The organism is Sphingobacterium siyangense, assembly GCF_007830445.1.
Taxonomy (GTDB): domain Bacteria; phylum Bacteroidota; class Bacteroidia; order Sphingobacteriales; family Sphingobacteriaceae; genus Sphingobacterium; species Sphingobacterium siyangense.
Genome location: NZ_VLKR01000002.1, coordinates 318678 through 343119, shown reverse-complemented (window position 1 = coordinate 343119; position 24442 = coordinate 318678). Strand labels below are relative to the sequence as shown.

Below are 24442 nucleotides of genomic sequence, written 5' to 3'. Positions count from 1 at the left end.
TGGATATACTTGAACAAGCTGACCCCTCAAAATTGAAATAGAATTAGGGATGCGTAGTGCGTTTAAAGCTGTTATTCAACTGCCATACTGGCTGATGTTGACCCCCTAATTTATTTTTTCAGTTCATTGCGCTGGAGCATGCTGACCCCTTAGCAAGTAGTTTTTGTTACTTAGTGATCAAACAATTCGGATCACTGATGGCTGGAAAACCAAAACGAATGAGTCAGATAAAGCAATTAATCAGATTGTACCAGAGCGGTAGCGGGATAAAAACAATCGCCCGCATCCTTGGTATGAGCAAGAATACGGTGAAGTCCTATCTCAAAAAGATGGCCGACGGCGGTTTCAATACGGAAGAACTTCTTAAACAGGAGGACCCCCTGTTGGAAAAGTCGTTCTACGCAGGGAATCCTGCTTACAAGGCAGACAAGTTTGAGTACCTAAAAAGCCGTCTTGACTATTATGAAAAAGAACTTAAGCGTACCGGAGTTACCAAGCTGCTGCTCTGGCAGGAATATATAGAAAGTGATCCCACCGGTTATAGCTATCCACAGTTCAACTATCATTTAAGGCAACAGCTTGTCTCGCGCAAGGGCAGCATGGTGCTTGAACATACCGCCGGCGATAAATTATATATTGACTTTTCCGGAAAAAAGCTCCATTATATTGACAGGTCCACTGGGGAGCTGGTCGCCTGTGAAGTATTTGTGGCCTGCCTGCCCTTTTCAGACTATGCGTTTGCAATCGCTGTACCATCTCAGCAGACCCCTGACTTTTTTTATGCACTGAGCAGCTGCCTGGAGTCTCTTGGCGGTGTACCAAAGGCCATTGTCCCCGACAATCTCAAAGCAGCGGTCATCAAGGCCGATAAATATGAGCCGGTCCTGAACCAGTCCATGGAAGACTTTGCCAATCACTACGGCACAGCTGTGGTTCCAGCACGTGCAGGCCGCCCAAAAGACAAATCATTGGTAGAAAATCAGGTAAAAATGATCTATACCCGTGTTTTTGCACCACTGAGAAACAGGCAGTTCTTTGATATCCATACGCTCAATGAAGCCATAAAGGTCTGTATGTTAAAGCACAACCAGACCCGGATGCAGCAAAAGCCATACTGCCGGGAAGAGCGGTTCTTAAGTTCCGAAAAATCAACATTGGGCGAACTTCCCAAAGAACGCTTCGAGCTGAAGAGCTACGCTGAACTCAAAGTTGGAGATAACGGACATATCTACCTGCAGCGCAATAAACACTATTACAGCGTACCCTTCGCTTATATCGGAACAAAGGTAAAGATCATTTACACACGCAATATGCTCTGGATCTATTGTCGGGGCAAACAGATTGCCTCGCACATACGCAGTTACAGGGAAAATGCGTACACCACTCTGGCGACACATTTAAAGTCCGAACATCAGGCGTATAAGAACCGCTCGCATGAAACGTACCTGACAAGGGCAAAAGCACACTCTGCGGAGTTCGCCAGACTTCTGGAGATACTCTTTGAGCGGGCGCATTATCCCGAGCAGTTATTCCGTACCTGTGACGGACTGTTCAGGCTAAAACGGGACTTCCCGGCAGAACAGTTTGACAAAGCATGTAGTTACGTACTAAAAAATAAGCTATATACCTACTACTACTTTAGGAATGTACTTGAAAATGGAACAGCAAACAGTCAGCAGGAAACTTCCGTAAAAAGCTCCCTGCCAGAGCATGCCAATATCAGGGGAAGAGGGTATTATGCAGGCAGCCAGCCGACACTGTTTGATCAGTCAAACGATGGATCCGCAATACAGTGATGAATAGAATAGAATAAAATAAACAAATAATAAAATAAGATGAATATTGAAACACAGATGAGAGCGTTGCGCTTACATGGTATGGAGCGTAACTGGAAAGCATTGAATGAAACCCGCCGCAGTACAGAACTCACCCTTTCCGAAGGACTGTCCCTATTGCTGCAGGCAGAATCAGATGAACGGGATGAAAAAAGGTTTGAGCGTCTCAAACAGAATGCCGGGTTCCGCTATCAGGCTTCCATAGAGGAAATAAACATGGTCGCTACCAGAGGTTTGGACAAGGGATTGATCACTACGCTGGCTACCGGCGAGTACATCAAAAAAGGAGATCCGATACTCATCAGCGGTGCTACGGGCTGTGGGAAGAGCTTCCTCTCTTCAGCATTGGGCCATCATGCCTGCGCACAGGGGTATAAAGTCCTGTACTTTAACCTGCAAAAACTACTTCTAAAGACTAAAATGGCCCGCCTTGAAGGTACACTGCACAAGCTGATGGACAGGATATCAAAAGCAGACCTACTTATTGTCGATGACTTCGGCCTGGTAAATCTAGACCAGCAGCAAAGGCTGGATCTGATGGAAATAATTGAAGATAGACACGCTAAGGCCTCGACAATAATTGCCAGTCAGTTACCTGTGGCCAGCTGGTATGATGTAATCGGTGAAGATACAATTGCAGACGCAATACTCGATAGACTGATCCATGGATCTTACAGAATCGAACTTAAAGGCGAAAGTCTAAGAAAAAAGAAGTAATATTGTCAGGTCATCAGTTGGACTGAAAAAAGCCTTGTTAGAGGGGTCAGTATGTCCAGCGGAGGGGTCAACTTCAACATTATATCCACCTTTTTCCCAGATTTCAATTCATTCTCTATCGCTTGAAAAAGACTGTCCACCGGAAAACTTTCATCCCGTGGCAAATTAAATTTCTGGGAAAAAGTAATTCCGTATAATTCCTTTTTATCAAAGTCGCGAAAAGAACCATCCGTTTTATTTTGCCATTTAATTTGCAAGTCATAAAAATTAAAATCCACCACTTTGCAATACTTTAGCACCATTTCGATCGCCGAAGGGATACCTGAAGCCGGAAAGATTTGATTGTGGTTGTTTACAACAGTATCAAAAAAATCGTAATTGTTGTTGTTGTTGTTGTTGTTATTATTTGTTTGAGCCTTCGCATGAAAAATAACCGCTGTGGATATTAGCATGACTAAAATAAAGTGCATCCTTTTCATAATTAACGTATTTTTGATTAATTGACCTTCCACGTGGCAGACAAAAACTTTGATGTGCGAAAGTAACAAAATGGAACAGCTTGCTTTAAAATCTTCATTGGTTATCTGATGTTTTCTCAAATATTTTGAGATATCGTTTAAAGTTTTACAATTATAGAAAAATACATTAAAAGCAAAAATTTTAGTAGCCTTTCTGTCTCAATTTTTTGTCGATTTTTATCATTATTAAGCCGCTGTGAAGGACAAATAAGAATGCACTGTTCAGATAGTCAAAAGTGGAGTTTCCGGCTTTGTCTCCCTGTGGTAGGAAAAATACTGGGCGGGTTATAAAGGAATAAAGAGCTTTTAAATAATCCAAACTATGAGGATCAAAAACATAGATTTTTCTTATATTGGTAGTTATAAATGAAACCAAAGGAAGAAACATATCGTAGTTTCAGAATTTCTGCTCCTAAAGAGTTTGAAACAGTGTTCTCTCATTTCTATTATGCTGAAAATAAGTCTGAACATACCATAACCAAAACCCTTCTCCCTTCTTTTCAAACCATTATGGTTTTTAATTTCGGAGTTCAGGCATTTTTGGTTTCCAAGCAAAAAACAAAAATTGAAGTTGACAAATGTATCGTTTTGGGACCTATTAAATCAGCATTTGAATACAGCCTTCCCCCCGATTCCATTATCCTAGTTGCTAATTTCAAGGCTGATGCATTTTATCGTTTTTTTGGCAAAGCATTTCTATCTGATCATTTGCCTGTTCACCCAGATGAAGCTATGGAAGAAAATTGTTTTACCCGTTTATGGTTTCAATTAGATAGTATTTCCGCCACAGAAGAAAAGGTAGACCATATTCTTAATTTCTGCAAACCCTATCTTAATCAGCAGAATGCCACCTCTACGCTATTGGCTAATTTCAGATCGGATACGATGAACTCCATCAAATCCATTGCTGAAGAAGCTAGACAAAGTGAAAGAAACATCCAATTGATCCATAAAAGGCACTTTGGCTTCAGTGCAAAGGAAGTGAATCGATACCATCGTTTTGTTAAAGCCATTGAATTGATTCAGCAGACAGATTTTTCTAAAGAAAAAGTCAACTGGTTTGAAATCATCGATCAATGTGGTTATTATGATCAAAGCCAGCTTATTCACGACTTTAAACATTTCATTAATCTTTCGCCTAAGAATTACCTAAAATTCCAGCAGGATATTTGCCGGGCTAATGAATAACCCGTTTCGTTTTCTTACAATTTTTGAGGTGTTCCCTATTTTACTTTTGTACTGTTCAATCAATTAAAAGTAACGGTATGAAACATCTTATTATTTACGCCCATCCCAATCAGGAAAGTCTGAATGCTCAGTTTAAACAATCTATTGAAAACGTTCTGCAACAACAGAAGCATAAAGTAATTACCAGAGACCTGTATCAACTGGGATTTGACCCTGTATTATCATTGGAAGATATGGACGGACAACGAAAAGGCTACGTTAATGAACTTATCAGACAAGAACAGGAGTATATTTCCTGGGCAGATGTGGTCACCTTTATCTATCCGATTTGGTGGACCGGCATGCCGGCCATTATGAAAGGGTATATCGACAGGGTATTCAGCTACGGGTTTGCCTATCGTTATGATCAGGGAATACAAAAAGGATTATTAGCCGGAAAACAGGCTATAATTCTCAATACCCACGGAAAATCCCACGAAGAATATACCGCTATCGGTATGGATAAAGCATTATTACTGACATCTGATAAAGGTATCTATACGTACTGCGGTTTTCAGATCAAAGAGCATCTCTTTTTTGATAAAGCTGACCGGGCCACTCCTGAAGTCGTTGAAATGTGGCTTGCTACAATCAGTAATGTATATACGATTATGGATCCTCAACTTTCTAATCATTAAAACTGATGTATTTTGCTTATGAGGATTCATGGCTTGGGAGTAATGTAACACTTGCCCAAAACATCGAAATAGAAGGCAGAATTTTGAAGATCCTGCCTTTTTTCTGCTTATATCCTGATCAAGATCCCCTGCCCTTTTGAACAAAGTTAATTAGGCCTTTTGAACAAAACAGAACACATTGATCCGTCCTAATTTTGTCTCAGTAATAACAATTAAATGTATCCAAAATGGAAAAGAATAATTATCAGGGAGCTCAACAACAACCTATAGGTTCGGGCTTCAATGTAAAATCAACGGCTAATGATGTGATTCAAAACATCGATCTTACCGGCAAAACAGCTATCGTAACAGGCGGCAACACAGGGATTGGACTGGAAACCACAAGAATACTCGCCGCAGCCGGAGCTACCGTAATTGTCGCTGCACGTGATATCGACAAAGCAAAGAAAAATCTGGAAGGAATATCCAATATTGAAATTGCAGCAATGGATCTAATGTCTCCCGCCTCTATTGATGTTTTCGCAGAAAATTTTGTCGCTTCAGGAAGACCTTTACATTTACTCATTAACAATGCAGGTATTATGTGGGTCCCTTTGCGTAGAGATGAACGGGGTATAGAATCACAACTCGCTACCAACTATTTAGCCTTGTTTCAGCTCAGCTCCAGATTATGGCTTTCCCTTAAAAAAGCCAACGGAGCGCGAGTGGTTAATGTTTCCTCTCATGGCCACTATTTCGCACCTTTTAATTTTGATGATCCTAATTTCCTGCACAGAGAATATGAAACATTACAGGGCTATGGACAATCCAAGACCGCAGTCAATCTTTTTTCAATGGAATTGGACGCTCGAGGACAATCTGTTCATATCAGAAGTTATGCGGTTCATCCCGGTTCTATCGGCGACACAGAATTGGGCAGAGAAGTCCCATTGGAGCTATTCCACAAAATGGGGTTTGTGGATGCAGACGGTAATATGTTACCCGAAGTAGCTGCATCGCTAAAAACGATCCCACAAGGAGCTGCCACAACGGTATGGTGTGCAACAAGCCCTATGCTTGATCATATTGGCGGCGTTTATTGTGAAGACGGAGATATCGCAGTAGTCTCATCAGATATTACTGTCCAAAAAGGGGTACATCCCTATTCACTGGATGAAACTAACGCCAAAAGACTTTGGAAACTCATCGAAGAGATGACAGGTATCCGTTTCAATCCATAAATCCATTTATTACTTTCAAGCATAAAAGAGAGGCAAGATGGCCCTTCTGCCTCTCTATTTTCAGCAATGAACTTTTAAACAAAGTAAATTATGTTATTTCTTATATTTACCTCATTGATTTCTTTCATAAAAAAGCAAAAATCATGGAATACCAAGCCCGATACATCACCGAAGATATAAAGCTTTCCAGCTACGAAGACCAATTTTTTAAATCGGACATTATGTTTGACCAACATATGTTGGTCTGGTTTCTTTCCGGAGAAACCAAGATTGTACAGGCTGATGCCACCTATCTATTTGGAAAAGGGGATATCTTTTTAATTCCCAGAAACCAATTGGCTACAATAATTAATTACCCTAAAGATGGCGAACCTCACAAGACGGTAGTCATGCATTTATCATTAGAAACATTAAAAAATTTTTATGCTGGTAAGACCATAGATCCCCAAGCACAAAATTCACCGAAGATTTTTTGTTTCAATAATCATCCTCTCCTAGAAAGCTGTCTAGCTTCGCTTATCCCTTATTTTGACATGAAAGATATCCCTGAGGATATTGCTGCGATTAAAATTACCGAAGCCATCAGCATTCTCAGAACCCTGGATAAAAGGATCGATCAATTACTTGCTAATTTTGAAGAACCCGGAAAGATCAACCTAGTCGATTATATGGAGAAGAATTTTATGTTCAATCTTCCGCTGGAAAAGTTTGGTTACCTCACTGGCAGAAGCCTCACAACATTTAAACGGGATTTCAAAAAAGCATTTACCATGACCCCACAACGATGGTTAACTTATAAACGTTTGGAGCTTGCCTATTATCAACTAACAGCAAAGAAAAAAAAGCCTCTGGAAGTTTGCTATGAGGTAGGCTTTGAAAACCTTTCCCATTTTTCATTCGCCTTTAAGAAGCAGTTTGGATTTGCACCAAGTCTGCTGAAAAGTATTTCCTGACGCCAATTCAATTTGAATTAATCAAAATCCATTGCTTAATCCCTACTACGCTTTTCGAGTACTGGAACAGATCCAGTTATTTCGTAAAAATTTGTATAAAACCGTTGGAACAATATTCCCATTATTCTTTATTTTTAGACTATGAGTGATTATACTATTTCGCTTGTGCCAAGAGTGTCCAGGTACGCTTTCGCTGAAATTGCTGTAGATGATATTTTAAAGTGGTTAGTTTCGAAAGATATCGTCAAAGCTGAATTATCGGAATGCACACTGGGCAACCTTGGATATGCATTTTCTGACGGTGCTCAATACATTGTATTTGAGCCTCATTTCCTTCCACACCAACTTGATGTAAATGGTCTGGAAATAACAACTGAGCGTACTATATTTAATACCGGACAAAATGGTATCGATCGTATAGTATGCCCCAATTGTACTGGAAATATTGTAGACAATGAATGGGATCTGGATCCCTGGTACCAGGGTTTTACCGATAACTTGTTGTGTCTCCGATATGCGGCACTGAAAGTGACATCCATCAATATGTTTTCGAACCACAGTCGGGATTCAGCAATCTTGGATTTACATTTTGGAACTGGCCTGAATTGAAACCTGAATTTATAGTTGAATTGCAGGAAAAGTTAAACTGTGACCTGGTAGTTGTAGGGTCCCACATTTAGTCATCATGGAAAAAGACAACAATGAAGGAAGAAGTATCATTAGAGGAAGTGGTATGCTCCATGTCAATTGGGGTGATGAAAAAAATGGATCAGTACTATTTTTTCAGGGGGAAACGATCTTATTAGGAATTTGTAATGTTCCCTTTGCTTTATACACAACAACTCGGTTTGACAGAAATACCTTGCCAAATGAACATGTTAAACACCTTGACCAGCTTGAAAAACTATTTCTAACAGGTGATTATAGCAGTAGAAGGGTAAAAGAAAACAGTCCATATGATATCCCGTTATGGATAAATGACCTTGAAAATATAAGTTTGTTGTATTTGGATCATTTTGATTTAATTGGTTTGACCAACCTAAGGATAAAAAACCTAAAAACACTGGTTCTTAAAAATGCTCATATTATTGATATTCCAAACCTTCTAATTGAGCTATTAACTTACAAAAACCTAACTCATATTGCTTATGATGCGTCTTGTATTCCATTAATCGACCAATTAAGAAAGCATCATGCTGGAGGGATTACTTTTGAGCTCTTAGATGGTTCGAGCTAAATTTATCCACCAATCTAAAAAGTGACGCTGCAAATTTGATTGCAAATGACTGATAAGCTCGATCTCTTTTTAAATGAGAAAATAAGTTAAAAAAACGCTAAGAGTTATGATCTGGGATAGCACCAAAAGTAAGACAGAAAATTTCTTAGCGATTTTTTAAAAGTTCTATTTGAAGAAGCGTATTAAGATTCTTATTAGCTACTACAATCTATTTTTTATACTTTTATCGTTAGGATTTAGAGAAATAACCGTTCACTTTCAAAGATGAAAAGGATCACGAATTCAATCACATCTTCTCATTATATACAGAGTTTTGCATTTGACCAGGTTGAGACCTATTCCCTCCAGCGCGGAGAGGAATACAATGCGGTGATCCAAATGCTAAAACCAGAACGTAATGGGTTAAAAGTGAGAAAGGAGAAACGAAACAATCTGACCGAAATCGAAGAAATTCGACTGAGCGAATTGGACAAGCTATTAGGTGTAACACAATATTTAATTGATGATACAGGGCAGTTTCATTTTTCGAGTCAAAGAATCAATACTTTTCAGTATGATAATGAGGTAGTCGGTCTACTAAAGAATATTTTACTTACGAAAACAACTGACGTGCCCAACTGGATGTGTGCCCCCATTTACAGGGATGCTATCGTACTCTATAATAGTTCGGGCGAAATTGTATCAGCACTGAATATCTGTTTAAGTTGTGAAGCAATGGCAATAGATAGCTCCAATCAGGTTGTCGCTGATTGCAGCACATATGAAATGCTCAGAAAGTTTTTTCAGGATGTTTCTCATCCTATAGAGATATGAACTAAATAAAGAAAATTATTTCCCATGCACAAAATAACAATAACAATATGTCTGATGGCCGTTGTGCTATTTTTATACATTTCAAGAAACAAAGTTCCACGTAATACTAACGATGTCATTGTACAAACAGCCAAATTTGACCTGACGGATACCATACCGAAAATAACCATTAAGGATACATCGCTCACATTCCCACAGATATTTGAGGGAAGTTTCACGAAGGCCACAAAAGTAGCGCAATTCGGTACGGAAATAACTTTTGATAAGATAGCTTTAGGAAATCTAAAGGTATCATCAGGCCAGATTATCGCAACTGATCCCGTTACCTTAAGGGATGCGGCAGCTTTTAGTGAAAATTTTCCTGTTGGAGAGTTTCCAGTCGAATTGGCAATGGCCAATATTAATGCCAATAAGGATCGAAGGGTCGCATTTGCACGCGTAAAATTCTCAGATAAGCCCATCCAAGAATGGGAGTTTGCGTTATTACCTGGAGAGACTTCTATCCCCCTCAAATCCAAAGAAATATATGGATATGGAGTAGACGCAGGACTAGGTCTTTTCGTTGATCAGGCAGCTAAGAATAGTCTGAATACGCTGCTCGGTAAAAATTGGGACATTATATTCTCCGAAAAATTCGAGGATTATTTAAATTACAGCTTTCAAAATCACAATGCCATCTTTTTCTCCACGGGGTATGGAGATGGTTTTTATGCGACTTACATCGGAAAGGACAGCGAGGGTACAATTTGTCAGCTGTTGACTGACTTTAATATTGTACTGTGGCGGAATGTTGCAGAATATTGATATTTATTATAGTCCGTAGTTTAGCTGGAGATTTCAAGCATTGAGACCATGCGATTCCGAAGCGAATTGATTGGTCATCAGTTTTCGAATCTGGAGGGTCAATGGCATCGAAATATCCAGCTAAGTCACTAAAGTCACTGTAATATTTCAATTCATAGCGATTACTCCAATGAACAATTGCTGATCAAATTTTTAATCACTTCGTTATTCAGATTTTGCTGCTGATCTGAAACAACTGAGAATGAAAATAAAACGCCGCCTTTTTCCACTAAGATGAGCCTCAGGAATTTTAAATTTCCGACATCATTTATTTTGACCTGCATGCCTTTACTGACAGCAAACCAAGTATCACTATGTTTGATGCGGGCTATCTTATCAAAATTTTCTTCAACAGCAACTATTTCAATAAAAGCCGGAATATAGAAAAACTCATTGCGCATCATTGTAGAAACATTGGTGGCCGCATTTTCCAGCTGTATTGCTTGGCTATTAAATAGAAAAAGAACCACTAGAATATCATCATTCTCAATGACAAGATCCGGCTGCATAATGACCTTTCTTAGTTTCTTTTCATTTGCTCCAAAACGGTCTTTTATAACCGAAGGAAAAGTATAACAATCTATAAAACTCTTTATCGTATTGTCCTTTACTATCCTAAAATCTCCTTCAGGTACCTTAAAAATAAAATTACATCTGTCAGTTATCAGCTTTAGAGCTTGAGATGATTTTACAGTTTTTATTGTGCCATTATAGAACTTCAGATCCCTGCGGTGAAAATTATCTGCAAATGATGTTTCGAGTTTTTTTCCCCTGGGTTTATTAAACAGAACAGCATCCTCCTTAATGTATTTTTTTAACTCTTCTACATCAAAAGATAAAGCACCAGGGTCACTAACGGGATCATAATAGAATTTTTCATGCTTGTAGAATCCATTATCTAAATGGGTAATAATAGCCTTGATCAGTTCGAAATCACCTGACCTCTCAGCATCCGTTAAATAACCTTCAACATCAGCTCTATGCAAGATCATCTTAACAGTCGAAATATCACAGTAAGGATGGGTTACAATAGCAAGTAGCAGATCATTCCCATCGTCGTAATTGTGATTTTTTGCAATAAAATCAAGTTCGATAGGTTCGTTGATTTCCTCCAACAGCTCCCTATCAAGCACATTTTCTTTAAAACTGTATTCAAAAAATGCTTTGCTTAGAAAAGCTGCTCTTTTTTCTGATATCTTATACTTCATCTACTAAAATTCTATTAAAATTTTGGCTAAAGATAGTTGGAAATTTACCGACTATTGTCGGCAAAACTATTTTACACTATTTCGTTTAAAAAGCACAACATAGTAACCAAAGTGATATATTTGCAACCTTAAACAATTAACTAATATTTATGAAATTAAAATTAGCCTATTTAATGCTTATAGCGATAGCATTTGTATCTTGTAAGAAAACAACCGAGGTAGAGATGTCTCTCTCCAATAGTGGAAAACTTACTTACAAATTAACTGACGCAAACGGTAAAGGCCTATCTAATGTAAAGATATCCTTGTTTGATCACTTGGACAGCTATTATGCAAGCAACAGTATATTAATCGATGAGCGTCGCACCGACGGAAACGGCCAAGTTGATTTTGGTGATCTAAATCCGAAAAGTTATCTAATAGTCGCTGATTCGGCAAAAGTAAACAATGTAAATTATACTGTTAGAGATTATGTTCAGGTCACCACTGGTATGACAAAGAACAAAGAGACCAAAGTGACAGACTTTTCAGGAACATTAGTCGTTAAAGTAACTTCCTATAACACGAATCAACCCGCAAAAAATATAGGTGTTCTCATCATTCCTGTTAATAACTACGAATATGAGCAATATATTTCAAAAAACTTAGCTAACGCAGAATTTAAAGGTGTGACTGGCGAAAATGGAATTGCTACATTAAAGATCGCATCTGGCAAAGATTATGTCGTCTTACTCTATAATATAACAACCTTGTCAAACCTTAACTGGGGCACAACATCCATTCAAAAAGGTATGACGATGAACTATTTTGCAGGTTTTTATCAATAATTAGCTGATAAAAAACTTTAATGATATGAAAGGCTATTTTTTTATTGTGCTCACACTGTTGATTGCAACAGTCTCCTGTCAGAAGGAGGTCGTTGTCAAACTGGCGGAAGGGGAAATTACGGGAAAACTAAACTACAAATTGACAGACGATACTGGTAAGGGATTGTCTGGTCTCAAAGTTTACATTTATAACCCTGGGAGCAAGCAAGATCCTAATTCACCGATAGATTCAGCTATTACGAGCAGTGTTGGCGAAATCAATTTTACGGATTTGTTACCTAATAATTATCAACTAAGGACAGATTCTATAAAATTAAATAACAACGATTACAGCGTCGATGAATATGTACAGATTACAGCGGGTATAGAACGTAAAAAGACAACAAAGGTAACTGATTTTTCGGGCACCCTGATAATTCAGTTACTATCGTACGAAACCCGCACCCCTATCCAAGATCAGGGAGTCGTGGCATTTCCTGTCAATAAGATCCATGTCACCTCTGATAATATCGCGGATATAGTAAAAAGCTCGACGCTGAAAGGGCTGACGGATAAAAATGGATGCGTAAGCCTAAAAGTACCAGCTAACCAAATTTTTGATTTTATTGTTCACCACAAGACATATGGTAACTATGGCTGGGGGTTTGGTTCTTACCAGGTAGCTAAGGGTAAAACGTTAAATATAACACTCTACAGCAGTTTTCTTTAACACAGTAACATTTCTTCATAACACTTACTGCCGCCTGAAAGGCAATCGACTTTTATAAAAAGAACGCTTTTGAACGAGCAGGTCAAACAGAGCCGATGTGGATCTATGCGGTGATGATTGACTTACGAAGATAAACTTACAATAAGCGTCTTGGCAAAACAGCTCCTCTTTCGTATCTTCGATACGGCTACACTACTTCGCCAAGTCGTTGCCCCATTGCCGATAATTTTATCTGAATTCATAACTGAACATAGCACCTTAAAATGAAAAAAATTTTTTTACTACTTTTTTGTACGCTAACATCAATAATTGGAAAAGCTCAAACGGAAAAGATTTACTCAAAAACATACGGAAAGAGTGAAAATCCGACAATAATTTTCATTCACGGCGGACCAAGAGGAAACTCGACACTCTTCGAGGGAACAACTGCAGAAAATTTAGCCGGAAAAGGTTTTTATGTTATCGTTTATGACAGACGTGGTGAAGGTCGTTCAATCGACACAACTGCAACATTTACTTTTCAAGAAGCAATTAGTGATTTAAATAGCATTTACGAAAAATATAACATCAAAAGAGCAAATATCATTGCTCATAGTTTTGGTGGTTTGGTTGGAACACTTTTTACAGAACAAAATCCTGAAAAAGTAAGTTCATTAATTCTTGCAGGTGCACTTTTTTCCCAACAAGAAACGTATAACCATATTTTGGAAACGACACGAAAAATCTACAAAAAAAAGAATGACACTTTAATGCTTTCCAAAATTTCTGAAATTGAAAGATTAGCTAAAAATTCGGCTGAATACAGAAAGCAATGTTATGAAATTGCAAGTATGAACAACTATTTCAAAATGCCATTTCCGACAAATGAAGCAAACCAATTGCGGGAAAATTATGAAAATAGTGAATATGGAAAAAGCAATATCCGAAATGACGACGCCCCTATTTTGTTCTATAAAAATGAAAACAAAAATAATATTGACACCAAACCTATTTTAAAAAAACTAGAAAAAGAGAATGTAAAATTATTTGCAATTTATGGTTTGCAAGACAAAATCTTTTCAGAAAAGCAATTAAGTGATATGAAGAAAATAGTTGGAAAACAGAATTTCAAGACAATTGACAATTGCTCGCATTATCCATTTGTTGACCAGCAAAACCCATTCATTGAAATAATAGAAAAGTGGATTAAATAAAAAACTACCACCAACAAGGTATTAGCAAAAAGTTAGCTGCAAGCATAACAAAACACACCAAGACAACAAAATTGAATTTATGACACCAATAGAAAGACTGACGTCCATTTTGACAGAACAATATATTTCAGAAGATGGTGACGAATATAAAGTAGAACTAAAAGAAGGTTTGACCAACCAGCAGATTGACGAATTAGTCAGACGACTGCCGACAGGACAAATTCCGCCAGAGATAAGAGAATTACTAAAATTTGCAAGCGGTTTTGAATTTTTCGGATTTGAAGAAGTCACATTTGACGGAGTAGGTCAATTTGGATTTGAAGAGTTTTTTCCTAATTCAGTTCAACTTGCGGGAGACGGACTCGGAAATTTTTGGATTTTAGATGTTGACAACAGTGGAAGTTGGGGAAGCGTGTTTTATGTGTGCCACGCCCCAGCTGTAATCGTAAAACACTCGGACAACTTAACTCAGTTTATAGAACAAATCGACGATTTTGGAAAAAATGGGAATAAGTCAAACCTTGATATTATTCACGAAAAAGTGGTTATGGATATTTGGAGCAAAGGAGATGGATTTATTGAACTTGAAAATGCAAGACAATCTAAAGACACAACTTTGAAAAACTTTGCACTATCACTTCCTGACAATTTTGTAATTGCAGACTTGAGAAACAAACAAATTCAGAGCGGATTTGCGTGGGGCAAATTCGGGCCGAACATTGACAAAGCAAAACGACACGAAACGGAATTAATTTGGGGAATTGAGAAGCCAATTAAAAAAGGATTTTTATCAAAATTATTTGGACGATAATGATATCTGACAATTTTTAGGCGTAGCCAAAGTCAGATCAAGTAGTGGTGGTTACACTCATGCTACCTGCGGTAAGTCTTGTCTTCTCTTTACCCACCCTACTTATCTATTTTAGTCATCTACGGGCTTAACAAACATAGTAAAATGGGCACAAAATGGTTACAACTAATTTTGGTTTCTACCACAATTCTTGGCATTGGCGCCACAATCTATTTATTTAATACCGTTGGAGTTATGTAACCAATAATCTGCTATTCAATCGCTGCAATTCTCTCTAGTTACTTTCTTGAGTTAGAAAAGGATGATTTGGAAAATTCAATAAACTTTCAAATCCAATAGCTTTTTAGACCATTCTTAAACATGTATTAAGGGTAAATGTTGAAAAATCAAGAATTGGGTATTCCGTCTTGAAATTTCGTTGATATCTCTACGGGAACCGTAATTAATTCAATAGAATGAGGATTTTGCTTTTGGGATGTTTAGTTTTGTTTAATACGCTTTATCGGTCAATAGCATAAGTGAGATTAAATAACAACAAATGAAAATATATCCTTTAAAAGACGGTGATTTCAGTGTAGATAAGAACAAAAATTTCACCTATCTAGAAGATACGGAAAACGATAAAAATTTAAAGATGGCGGTGCAGCCTTTTCTTATTGAAACAGCTGGCAATCTAGTGCTACTAGATGCAGGATTAGGCTGGATGGGAAACGGTATCCCAAAAATTCATAGCAACATGATAAAAGCAGGTTTCCAACCAAAAGATGTCAAGCTAGTTATGCTTTCTCATTTGCACAAAGATCACATTGACGGACTTGTGAATAGAGAGAAAAATGATTGGACGCTTAATTTTCCAAATGCCGAAGTCTATCTGCAAAAGCGTGAATATGATTTTGCGCTCTCAAAAGAAGGGAGTCCTTCTTTTGATTTGGATGTTTTGAAGTTCATTGTTGAGAATGCCAATATTGTCTGGATGGATTCTGATAAAGGAAGTATTACTTCAGAAATTGATTTCGAAGTGACTGGCGGACATACCCCTTATCATCAGGTTTTCTGGATTAAGGAAGATGGAGAAACCGCTTTTTATGGTGCAGACAATCTTCCTCAAATGGGATATCTAAACTATCAAATAGCATTTAAAACTGATTATGATGGCAAAAAAGCAATGGAAAAACGGATCATTTGGAAGCAAAGAGCACAAGAAGAACAATGGAAAATCCTGCTTTACCATGATATTGAAAATGAAATAATTAGACTTGGTAAATAGTTTCCTATTTCAAATCCTCACTCATCAACGTTAATTTTTTAGAAAAGACAATAAAAAAATCATCTGCATCGTTACCTGATATTTAAATCAACAAGTAGTTTTGCATCCCTATTAATTTCCTTTTTTTAAACAAAAAAGAAAATGGGATCGTGAGAAAAGAAAAAAGGAATCGGAAATTTGTCACAGCCTTTTGATCGTTTCATATTGCTTTCCAACTGGTTCAATATTCACGGATTTCAGAAAAGCTGTCATAGATTCACAGCTAATGTCTGTATTGATAATTTTTATAGCGTCAGTTTGCATAGTCTCTATTATATGCTGAAGCAATAGGGTACCAGCACCTTTTCTTCTGTGTTCTTTATTTACCGCCAGTTGTGTAATATCTCCTGATCCTGGCTCAAATACGCAATATCCAATCAGCTTATCCTCTGAAAAAACGCCTGTGCAAATAAAATTGTCGAAAGACCTACGAATTGATTCAATGCTATTTTGCCAGGATGGTTTAAAATCCCAAAAAGTTTCAATTTCAGTATATTCAAAAATATCTATTGGTTTTATATTAAAGGTTGAACTTTTGGCCAATAAAGTAATTGCCTCAATCTTTTGCTTAAAATAAAAGAACTTTCGGACCACAGTAAAGCCGATCTTTTTATAAACCGATACGGCACTTTTATTATGCTGCAGTACTTCCAGCAGATAATTATGGACTCCAGCCTTCTTCAGATAGGGAATCGAATAATTAAATACCGATGTGGCAAGTCCTTGTCCCTGATAATTTTTAAGAGTACCTGTCCCCGTATCATAAGCCGTTAAAACCTCATCGAAATCACCGATCCCGTTAAAGGTGAAAGATACGATAGCATCACCGTCAAAAACCCCAAAGGAAAGATCAGGCCTAAAACCGCGCCTCTTGAGCATAGCCAAGAGCTGACTTTTATCCAATTGCATTTCATATTCGGCAAAAGCTCTCTGAAATGCATAAAACAAAATTTCAGGATCTATTTTTTCCAGGGATCTAATTTCCATAATCAAAGTGGCCGACGGTAAAAATTGAAATGAAATATAAGACAATTTTTACAAACAGCTGCTTTTTAAGTAGAAATCTCCAAGCAGAAACCAGTTTAGACATTCTAAATTAATCCTGTAGTACGCAAACTTTACCTGTTTTCATAATAATCTGTACGACGGTAATAATGAATGGTCGAATTAGATTTTTTCATCCTATTATTGTAGTCTTTTCTAAACAAAAACGCGATGATTACAATGAATAAGAATAGTAATAAATAGACAAACAATATATCGTACAGCCAAGATCCCTGCAGATAAAAAGAATCGTCTGCAAGGCAAAACTTCTGCTGTTCAGTATTTTGTGGATTGTAAAACAATATGTATTCCTTATTAGTTATTATTCCATTTGCTCTATCCAGCAGTTCGGTTCGCATCTGCTCAAAACGTCGCTGGCTCACAATAGGTAAAAATGCATACTGCTTTTCCGCCTTATCTAATTTCCGCAAGTATAGCTGTCCATTGGCAGTATATCGGTGTTCGACATTTAAATAGGCGTATTTTGTCTTGCCTCTATGTATTTTAGATTCGAAGTTTATGATAGCGGGCGCTGTTGCAATCCAGCTCGGATGCGTCCGCGCAAACTCTTTACGCTCCAAAGATGGACTTACAGAAAAAACGGAAATTATTAAAACATACACTGCTGCCAACAGAACAACAAACGCTATGCGATTGCCACTTCGCATTGTTATGCGCTTTCCATTCACATTATAGCGGACTTCATCCCGACCATCTCCTTTACCTAATTTGCTAAGGATTATTTTTTGCAAAGGGAAATAAAGCAGAGAAGAGCATACCAGCGCGTAAACAAAATAACGGTAACTGTTGCCCCAGAAAACGATGACAAAGATGAAGGCAGCAGCCACAGACCATTGAAGAAATTTGCCAATTGATTTCATAACCCTTTGTTCAGATGTAAGCACTAAGCATAGCAATAACTTTTTTAGTTTATTCCGTTGCAGCTCTCTATTATTCCAAAATAAAAATAAGGTATTCGACAATACCCATGGCCCTCTATTTAAAATCCGTGAGCAGAAAATTACGATTCGCTGAACAGTGGTAAATTTTGCATACCCACCTATTCTGAAAAAGGCGACTATCCTCACCCTTTTTATCATTCTGAAATTCTTTTTAAAATTACTCTTCTCAGTCTATCTTCATTCTGGTCTCCCCAATATCCAAGTGCGGAAATTACTGGGATCAGCGTCATTCCAAAATCTGTGAGTGAATATTCTACTTTTGGTGGTACAACAGGATAAATTTTCTTGCTGATAAGTTCATGGTCTTCCAGTTCTTTCAGCTGGGTATTTAAAACCGTCTAGAGGCATCTGGTATTTTATGCTGCAATTCACTGGGGCTTTTATGCCCCTTTAAATTGACAATGGCCTAAGAACTTATAATAAAACTTAAGTATACCTCATTTTATCGCATAATATATCGTCCTATATAAGACTCATATCGTCCTGAAAGGTCTAAATCAAAATATTTCTGTCCGTAAATCATGCATGAGAAGCAAGACAGTCTAATAATTAGTATCATCAAAAAAATAGTATTTATTGATTTTTTCACAGAGAACTGTTGCATTAAGATACAAATTAGTTATGTAAATTAGCTACTTAGTTATATAGAAATACAATGGGAATTTCCTGGGTTCGTAAGCTATTATTTATGTGTATTGTATCGATAAGTATGTTATCACAGAACAACATATGAAATTGAATAACATCCTTTTTAACGAATTTTAAACGATAGTCAGCGAATTGTAAACGGTTTACACTGCAAAAATTGATATTTTTACATTTGACAATTACCAATACTTCTTAAGCAATACGGCTAGTATATCGGAAAGCTGTTGAATAGCGTTGGCCGAAATATTAAACCAACACGCTCCAACAAAATTGACTTATGAAAAAATATATGTTATCAATTATTGTTTTACTGACTTTAGCCTCTTGTAAAGGACAAGAAAGTAAGACAGAAATTTTGGATAAACTAAAATATAATGCGGACAAGAGCAACTATGGTATCCAACCGACGTTTTATTATCCTACTGAAATCTCAATAAATGATTATCCTGTAGTCAAAGGGCTTGAATTCTTTGGAAACACAATTCCAAACTTTATTGACATTGCGATCAACAAAAATGGCGAACAAGAGTTAAAAATACTAATTGACTTATCCAATTATAAAAAGCAAGGAAATCCGATTTTAAAAATTCTATTAGTCAGGTCAGCCCAAGGAATATCAATCATTTCCAATGAATCAGATTTTCCCAAAGAAAATATTTTAGTAAATTATGAATTATCAGATGATGATATTACTCAAGAAAACATTAAAAGTGGTTACTTCTTGAAAACGATAAAGTTTAATGCCAAAATTCCTGTCGAACTATCTTCCTTAAATAAATCAGTTCAATTAAAGAATTCAACAGAACTACTTGACAACCTGTATAGTGCTCTTACCAACCTGACGAAAGATTTAAATGATAAAAATAGCAATAACGTTTTGGAAATTATCCAAAACGCAGAATTTGAGGTGGCACAATTACGAGGGATGAAAAAAGAATGGATATTAAAAGAAAGAGAAGCTCTTCTATCAAATACTTTTACATTGCTACCAAAGGATAGTTGCGACGTCAAAATTTATGGAAACGGAACAATGGCAACTCTTGTGAAAAAGAATTCAGAAATAATCAAACAATCGGCAATAACTTCAAAATTTACCAAAGGTTTCCCTAGCGGTAAAGTTGTTCAATTTTATAACTTTTATTACAACATACCGAAAGGAAAGGAAGAATTAGAATTAATAAGATTTGACGGTTATGCAATAACAAAATACAAAAAATAATAAACGCTATCGGCAGAAAAGCTGTTGTTTCAGGCTAGCTAAAGTGGAATCGCATGATCTCAATAGGTGAAATCTCCAATATCAGCTATCTCGTAGAAACATGATGAAAGCCATCAAATATTACTGACTGATTAGAGATACAATTCTACTTTTTTAGTATCTTAACAGTAAACTACCGACCAATGCCAAAAAAAATTATAAGAAATCTCCAGATAGGTGTAATGCTTTCTTTGATACTACTGATTGCGGGTTCTATAGCATCTTATATTAGCATACATAACCAGATGGAGAGCAGGAAAAGCCTCTTAAAAACGAAGGAGTCTATCAGTTTAATAAAAGATATTGTAAACACGCTGTTAAATGCCGAAACAGGCAATCGGGGATATCAGCTTACCGGCCGTGAAAATTTTCTTGAACCTTTCAATAAAAGCAGGAATGAATATCCGCTGCTTGTTGCTAACAAAGATAAATTTAATCTTAACGATAAACGCCAGATTAATATCCTTCATGAACTGCTGCATACCTCAGACAGGTTGATGAAAGAATATGTCTTGTTGATTGATAATCGTACTAAGGGAATAGTAATGACTCCAGAGGAACTTGTTCAAAACAAGATGGCCATGGATAAATGCCGAATGCTCGTTCAGGAATTTGTAAAACACGAGGAAGTTCAGCTTGCCCTAAAAAATGAAGATCTGAATAACTCCACCAAACGGACCGTTTTATTCATTATCTTTTCAGCGGTTGCGGCCATTGGCGTCACCATTTTCGTTTATATTCAACTAAAATCGGACATTATGCGCCGCGATAAGTTGGAAAAAGATCTGTTTTATACGAAGGAAATGCTCGAGGAAACAAGCGCGGTTGCCCAAGTGGGAGGCTGGGAAGTCAATATAAAGAGCGGAAAGCTCACCTGGTCTCAAAGTGTACGAGAAATTCATAAAACTAACATTAATTTCCAACCAACCTTTGAAAATGCCCTTGGATTTTACGAAGGAAAAAACAGAGAGAGAATAGAATTTCTATTCAACAGAGCAGTACAACAAGGGATCTCTTTTGATGAGGAGCTACAACTTCTGCGTAATGACGGTGTCACCATCTGGGTAAGAGTAAAAGGAATTCCCGAATTTGAAAATGAAGTTTGCCACAGGGTTTTTGGAATTATTCAGAACATTGATGCCTTCAAAAAAATGTTTCTGGAAGTTGCTCAGAAGGAAGCTATGATGCAGTCCTGTGCTACAGATGTTCCTATTCCTTTGGCGATGCTTGACAAAGCCCTTAACTACGTTGCCGTCAGCAGCAGATGGCGAGATGAATTTAGTATGAATAATGTCGACCTTATCGGCAATAACCTGTTTACAATATCGCCCAATATTCCCGAAGAAAGAAAAAAGATTTACAGGAATGCGCTTTTGGGAGAAACGTACATCGACGGGGATTTTGCACTAAAGGTGGAAGGAAAAGAAGAAATTCAACATTACGATCTTAAAGTCGGACCCTGGTATCTTACAAAAGATGAGGTTGGAGGTATAATTATTTCCATACAGAATATTACAAATGCCGTAAAAATAAACGAGGAACTGAAAAATGCCAAGGAAACTGCAGATATAGCCAGCAGGGCAAAATCCGAATTCCTGGCCAATATGAGTCATGAGATCCGTACTCCCTTGAACGGAGTTATTGGTTTTTCAGACCTCCTCCTCCGGACACCACTGAATGAAACACAGACGCAATATCTAAATTACATCAATGAATCAGGGGAAAACCTCCTTAGCATCATCAATGATATACTGGATTTTTCTAAAATAGAATCCGGAAAAATGGACCTTTTGATTGAAAAAAGTGATGTGTATGATATGTTAAGCCAAGTCATCAATGTTATTCTTTATCAATCCCAGAAAAAAAACATCGAACTTCTTCTCAACGTTGAGCCTGGCCTCCCAAAAATACTTTTCATTGATGAAGTCAGATTAAAACAAATCTTGATCAATCTGTTAGGAAATGCTGTAAAATTCACAGAAAAGGGCGAGATCGAACTAAAAGTAGAGAAATTGCGCATGGATGATCATACGATTGCCTTGCGCTTCTCGGTAAGAGATACTGGAATCGGCATTCCTATAGAGAAACAGAAATATATTTTTGATGCCTTTACCCAGGAAAACAGTTCAATCAGTAAACGATTTGGCGGCACAGGACTGGGACTAACCATCTCGAACAATATCTTGGGATATATGGGAAGTCATTTGTCGCTGACCAGCGAAATGGACAGCGGTTCTGTATTTTTCTTCGATCTTGAGGTTCCTTACGAAATGTCTGAATGGAAAGAAGAGGATGAAACGACAATTAAAACTGCCTTAGTGGTGGATGATAATGAAAGCAACAGGATTATTCTTGAACACATGCTTACCTATAAAAATATCAAATCCACGTTAGCTTCTAATGGAATGGAAGCCTTGGATATCATGTTGAAAGGTGAGCGGTTCGATGTCATTCTGATGGATTATCATATGCCTATCATGTCCGGATTGGAAACAATAGAAAAAATAAAAGGCTTGTTAAATCAGCGAAAAGAAGTTGCTCCATTTATAGTACTTTCGTCTTCTTCGGAAGAATTGGATATACTTACATCGGTTAGGAAAATAGAAAATACACATTTGCTATTGAAGCCTATAAAATCACATGATCTATACAAAACCCTTAAAAAGGTAGACCGAAGTACAGTAATAGAAATTATTCAGGATCAGACTGAGAAAGATTCGCATGCATTTGCGCGAGAGTTAGACGTACTTTTGGTTGATGATAACCCAGTGAATATGGTCCTGAACAATAGGATAATGAAGTCTCTTGCTCCCAATATACTTCTAACGGAAGCAGCTAATGGTTTACAGGCTTTGGAAGAATGCAAAAAAAAGCAGTTTTCCCTTATTATTATGGATGTACAAATGCCGATCATGAGTGGTATTGAGGCAACACAACATATTAGAATGCTGTCTGCATATCAACATATACCTATCATAGGCGTTACCGCTGGAAATGTGCTGGGGGAAAAAGAAAAATGCCTTGAATCCGGAATGAATGACTTTCTTCCCAAACCGATACGGCGGGCAGACCTTCTTGAAGTACTCAAAAAATATATTAGTGTTTAGTAATTATGGCTGTTCGAATCTGAATGGTCAACGGTATCAGAATATCTACTAAGATCAAGATACAGTAGGTACCCAAATAGAACAATAACGCCCAATCCGATAAAGATTGGACGTTGTTGTTCTAAGAAAAAAGATGATCTATTTCAGTAATTCTTCGCACTATTACTTTTTTCTGAAGAATTTTATTTGTTCAAGTCTTACACTGCTTGCTCTTCGGAGTATGTTGTTTTTGGCAATTGTTCGATTGCTTTTCAATCTTTTGGCCTGTTAGGAAATAATAAAATATTTCTTCATCCCTATTGTCGATCCCTAAATGGAATAGATTAATTCATCAAACTAGATTTCAGAAGGTGTTATACCATATTGTTTTTTAAATGCAGTTGAAAAATGGGACGGGTTTTTAAAGCCTACTTCAACGTATACATTCTGCACCTTTTTACCTTCTTCTTTTAATTTGACATACGCCGATTCCAACCGCTTTTTTATCAACCATTTTTGAGGACTTAGCGTACTAATTTTTGCAAAGTCACGTTTAAATGTTGCCAGGCTTCGACCGGTATAGGCCGCAATTTGCTCCATTGTCAGATCATCCATATAGTGATCATTCAAAAATTCCAACATATCTATCTTCCAAGGATCAGCGAAATCAAATAATATCGGGAAGAAAACATCAGCGTTATTGAGTAGAGCATAAATACCTTCGAGCAGTTTCAAATGTGTCACTTCTTCCGTCGGTTTTACATTTTCCTCAAAATATGGAGTAAGCGAATTAAACAAACTCGCAATATCTGGCTTTGGTTCTATCTTAAATACATTTTTATCTGAAAATGCTTCTTGTTTAGGAAGCTTAGATTTATTCAGCCGGCTGTAAAACTCCCTTAGAACACTTCGGTTGAATGTTAATGAAATCCCCTTATACAGATCATTCCCCTTGCTATTTTTATACATCAACAAACGATGGTTACGCCGAATAAACGCACATTCTCCAGCTTTTATCTTAATTTTCTTGTTTCGATCTTCAATAATCTGTTCACCTGAATATACATACACTAATACATGTTCAGGCGCAGCATGAATACATTTTTCGCTAAAGTCTGAAAAGCAAGAAAGGAAGATACCCCAATAACTTATCGTTTTTAATTTATCAGCGTGTTCCATCGAATAATATGCTATTTTTTTCACAAAAGTAGTAAATAAGCAAAGTAAGTTCTTTACGCTGAAGCTCAATTAACATTTCTGAAAAGCTCATTTATTGCTATCCTTACGCTTCAGGGTCTATGGTTTAGGCTATAAACAGGACACTATTGAACAAATTTCAATAATGGATGCCATTGCTCTCTGGGGACCAATAATGGCACATTTTGGATT

23 protein-coding genes are annotated in these 24442 nt (G+C 37.1%); 17 read left to right on the top strand and 6 right to left on the bottom strand.

What is annotated here, in order from left to right:
* Nucleotides 1–218: 218 nt before the first annotated feature.
* Both istA and istB read left to right on the top strand, forming a co-directional pair.
* Entirely contained in the window at nucleotides 219–1796 is a 1578-nt protein-coding gene (gene istA, locus IQ31_RS03815; protein ID WP_232475728.1) for an IS21 family transposase, read from the top strand.
* A gap of 39 nt (nucleotides 1797–1835) precedes the next feature.
* Entirely contained in the window at nucleotides 1836–2552 is a 717-nt protein-coding gene (gene istB / locus IQ31_RS03810; RefSeq protein WP_120333812.1) for an IS21-like element helper ATPase IstB, read from the top strand.
* A 5-nt stretch (nucleotides 2553–2557) separates the two neighbouring features.
* On the opposite strand, the gene IQ31_RS03805 is transcribed toward istB, so the two are convergent.
* On the bottom strand, nucleotides 2558–3031 hold the full coding sequence (locus tag IQ31_RS03805) for a hypothetical protein (protein WP_145327135.1): 474 nt from the start codon (nucleotides 3029–3031) through the stop codon (nucleotides 2558–2560).
* 405 nt (nucleotides 3032–3436) lie between these two features.
* Between IQ31_RS03805 and IQ31_RS03800 the strand changes: the two genes are divergently transcribed.
* The 8 genes from IQ31_RS03800 (at nucleotide 3437) to IQ31_RS03765 (ending at nucleotide 9962) form a co-directional block, all read left to right on the top strand.
* Nucleotides 3437–4258, top strand: a complete 822-nt coding sequence (locus tag IQ31_RS03800) for a helix-turn-helix domain-containing protein (RefSeq protein ID WP_145327134.1) — start codon at nucleotides 3437–3439, stop codon at nucleotides 4256–4258.
* A 77-nt stretch (nucleotides 4259–4335) separates the two neighbouring features.
* Entirely contained in the window at nucleotides 4336–4935 is a 600-nt protein-coding gene (locus IQ31_RS03795) for an NAD(P)H-dependent oxidoreductase (protein ID WP_075993120.1), read from the top strand.
* 227 nt (nucleotides 4936–5162) lie between these two features.
* Nucleotides 5163–6155, top strand: a complete 993-nt coding sequence (locus IQ31_RS03790; RefSeq protein ID WP_145327133.1) for an SDR family NAD(P)-dependent oxidoreductase — start codon at nucleotides 5163–5165, stop codon at nucleotides 6153–6155.
* Between the two features lie 143 nt (nucleotides 6156–6298).
* Complete coding sequence (locus IQ31_RS03785) at nucleotides 6299–7108, top strand: helix-turn-helix domain-containing protein (protein ID WP_075993122.1); 810 nt, start codon at nucleotides 6299–6301, stop codon at nucleotides 7106–7108.
* A 141-nt stretch (nucleotides 7109–7249) separates the two neighbouring features.
* Nucleotides 7250–7717 carry a hypothetical protein gene (locus IQ31_RS03780; protein ID WP_075993123.1) on the top strand — a complete coding sequence of 156 codons (468 nt, stop codon included), beginning with the start codon at nucleotides 7250–7252 and terminating at the stop codon, nucleotides 7715–7717.
* A 76-nt stretch (nucleotides 7718–7793) separates the two neighbouring features.
* Nucleotides 7794–8345 carry a hypothetical protein gene (locus IQ31_RS03775; protein WP_075993124.1) on the top strand — a complete coding sequence of 184 codons (552 nt, stop codon included), beginning with the start codon at nucleotides 7794–7796 and terminating at the stop codon, nucleotides 8343–8345.
* A gap of 264 nt (nucleotides 8346–8609) precedes the next feature.
* Entirely contained in the window at nucleotides 8610–9158 is a 549-nt protein-coding gene (locus IQ31_RS03770; protein WP_075993125.1) for a hypothetical protein, read from the top strand.
* Nucleotides 9159–9182: 24 nt separating this feature from the next.
* Nucleotides 9183–9962, top strand: a complete 780-nt coding sequence (locus IQ31_RS03765; protein ID WP_083663668.1) for a DUF4241 domain-containing protein — start codon at nucleotides 9183–9185, stop codon at nucleotides 9960–9962.
* A gap of 161 nt (nucleotides 9963–10123) precedes the next feature.
* On the opposite strand, the gene IQ31_RS03760 is transcribed toward IQ31_RS03765, so the two are convergent.
* Nucleotides 10124–11209: a DUF4274 domain-containing protein gene (locus IQ31_RS03760; RefSeq protein ID WP_145327132.1), complete on the bottom strand. Its 1086-nt coding sequence runs from the start codon at nucleotides 11207–11209 to the stop codon at nucleotides 10124–10126.
* Between the two features lie 149 nt (nucleotides 11210–11358).
* Here IQ31_RS03760 and IQ31_RS03755 point away from each other — a divergent pair, with 149 nt between their 5' ends.
* The 5 genes from IQ31_RS03755 (at nucleotide 11359) to IQ31_RS03735 (ending at nucleotide 16016) form a co-directional block, all read left to right on the top strand.
* Nucleotides 11359–12036, top strand: coding sequence for a hypothetical protein (locus tag IQ31_RS03755; RefSeq protein ID WP_088161933.1), 678 nt, complete (start codon nucleotides 11359–11361; stop codon nucleotides 12034–12036).
* Between the two features lie 25 nt (nucleotides 12037–12061).
* Nucleotides 12062–12745, top strand: a complete 684-nt coding sequence (locus IQ31_RS03750; RefSeq protein ID WP_075993129.1) for a hypothetical protein — start codon at nucleotides 12062–12064, stop codon at nucleotides 12743–12745.
* A 263-nt stretch (nucleotides 12746–13008) separates the two neighbouring features.
* The gene (locus IQ31_RS03745) at nucleotides 13009–13938 is read left to right on the top strand and encodes an alpha/beta hydrolase (protein WP_088161934.1); all 930 of its coding nucleotides are present in this window, start codon (nucleotides 13009–13011) and stop codon (nucleotides 13936–13938) included.
* Between the two features lie 79 nt (nucleotides 13939–14017).
* Nucleotides 14018–14749: an SMI1/KNR4 family protein gene (locus tag IQ31_RS03740; RefSeq protein WP_145327131.1), complete on the top strand. Its 732-nt coding sequence runs from the start codon at nucleotides 14018–14020 to the stop codon at nucleotides 14747–14749.
* 538 nt (nucleotides 14750–15287) lie between these two features.
* Nucleotides 15288–16016 (top strand): MBL fold metallo-hydrolase, encoded by a 729-nt coding sequence (locus IQ31_RS03735; protein WP_075993132.1) that lies wholly within the window; start codon nucleotides 15288–15290, stop codon nucleotides 16014–16016.
* A 180-nt stretch (nucleotides 16017–16196) separates the two neighbouring features.
* Here the strand turns inward: IQ31_RS03735 and IQ31_RS03730 are convergent, their stop codons facing one another.
* The 3 genes from IQ31_RS03730 to IQ31_RS27835 all read right to left on the bottom strand — a co-directional run bounded on the left by IQ31_RS03730 (nucleotide 16197) and on the right by IQ31_RS27835 (nucleotide 18342).
* Nucleotides 16197–17042 (bottom strand): GNAT family N-acetyltransferase, encoded by an 846-nt coding sequence (locus tag IQ31_RS03730; protein WP_145327130.1) that lies wholly within the window; start codon nucleotides 17040–17042, stop codon nucleotides 16197–16199.
* A gap of 131 nt (nucleotides 17043–17173) precedes the next feature.
* On the bottom strand, nucleotides 17174–17980 hold the full coding sequence (locus IQ31_RS03725) for a hypothetical protein (RefSeq protein WP_145327129.1): 807 nt from the start codon (nucleotides 17978–17980) through the stop codon (nucleotides 17174–17176).
* A gap of 215 nt (nucleotides 17981–18195) precedes the next feature.
* On the bottom strand, nucleotides 18196–18342 hold the full coding sequence (locus IQ31_RS27835; RefSeq protein WP_232475804.1) for a winged helix-turn-helix transcriptional regulator: 147 nt from the start codon (nucleotides 18340–18342) through the stop codon (nucleotides 18196–18198).
* A gap of 644 nt (nucleotides 18343–18986) precedes the next feature.
* On the opposite strand from IQ31_RS27835, the gene IQ31_RS03715 reads away from it, so the two are divergent.
* Both IQ31_RS03715 and IQ31_RS03710 read left to right on the top strand, forming a co-directional pair.
* A complete protein-coding gene (locus IQ31_RS03715; protein WP_088161977.1) occupies nucleotides 18987–19928 on the top strand; it encodes a hypothetical protein in 942 nt (313 codons plus the stop codon).
* A gap of 284 nt (nucleotides 19929–20212) precedes the next feature.
* Nucleotides 20213–23074, top strand: coding sequence for a response regulator (locus IQ31_RS03710; RefSeq protein ID WP_208734102.1), 2862 nt, complete (start codon nucleotides 20213–20215; stop codon nucleotides 23072–23074).
* Between the two features lie 336 nt (nucleotides 23075–23410).
* Here the strand turns inward: IQ31_RS03710 and IQ31_RS03705 are convergent, their stop codons facing one another.
* Entirely contained in the window at nucleotides 23411–24232 is an 822-nt protein-coding gene (locus IQ31_RS03705) for a helix-turn-helix domain-containing protein (RefSeq protein ID WP_088161979.1), read from the bottom strand.
* Between the last annotated feature and the right edge of the window lie 210 nt (nucleotides 24233–24442).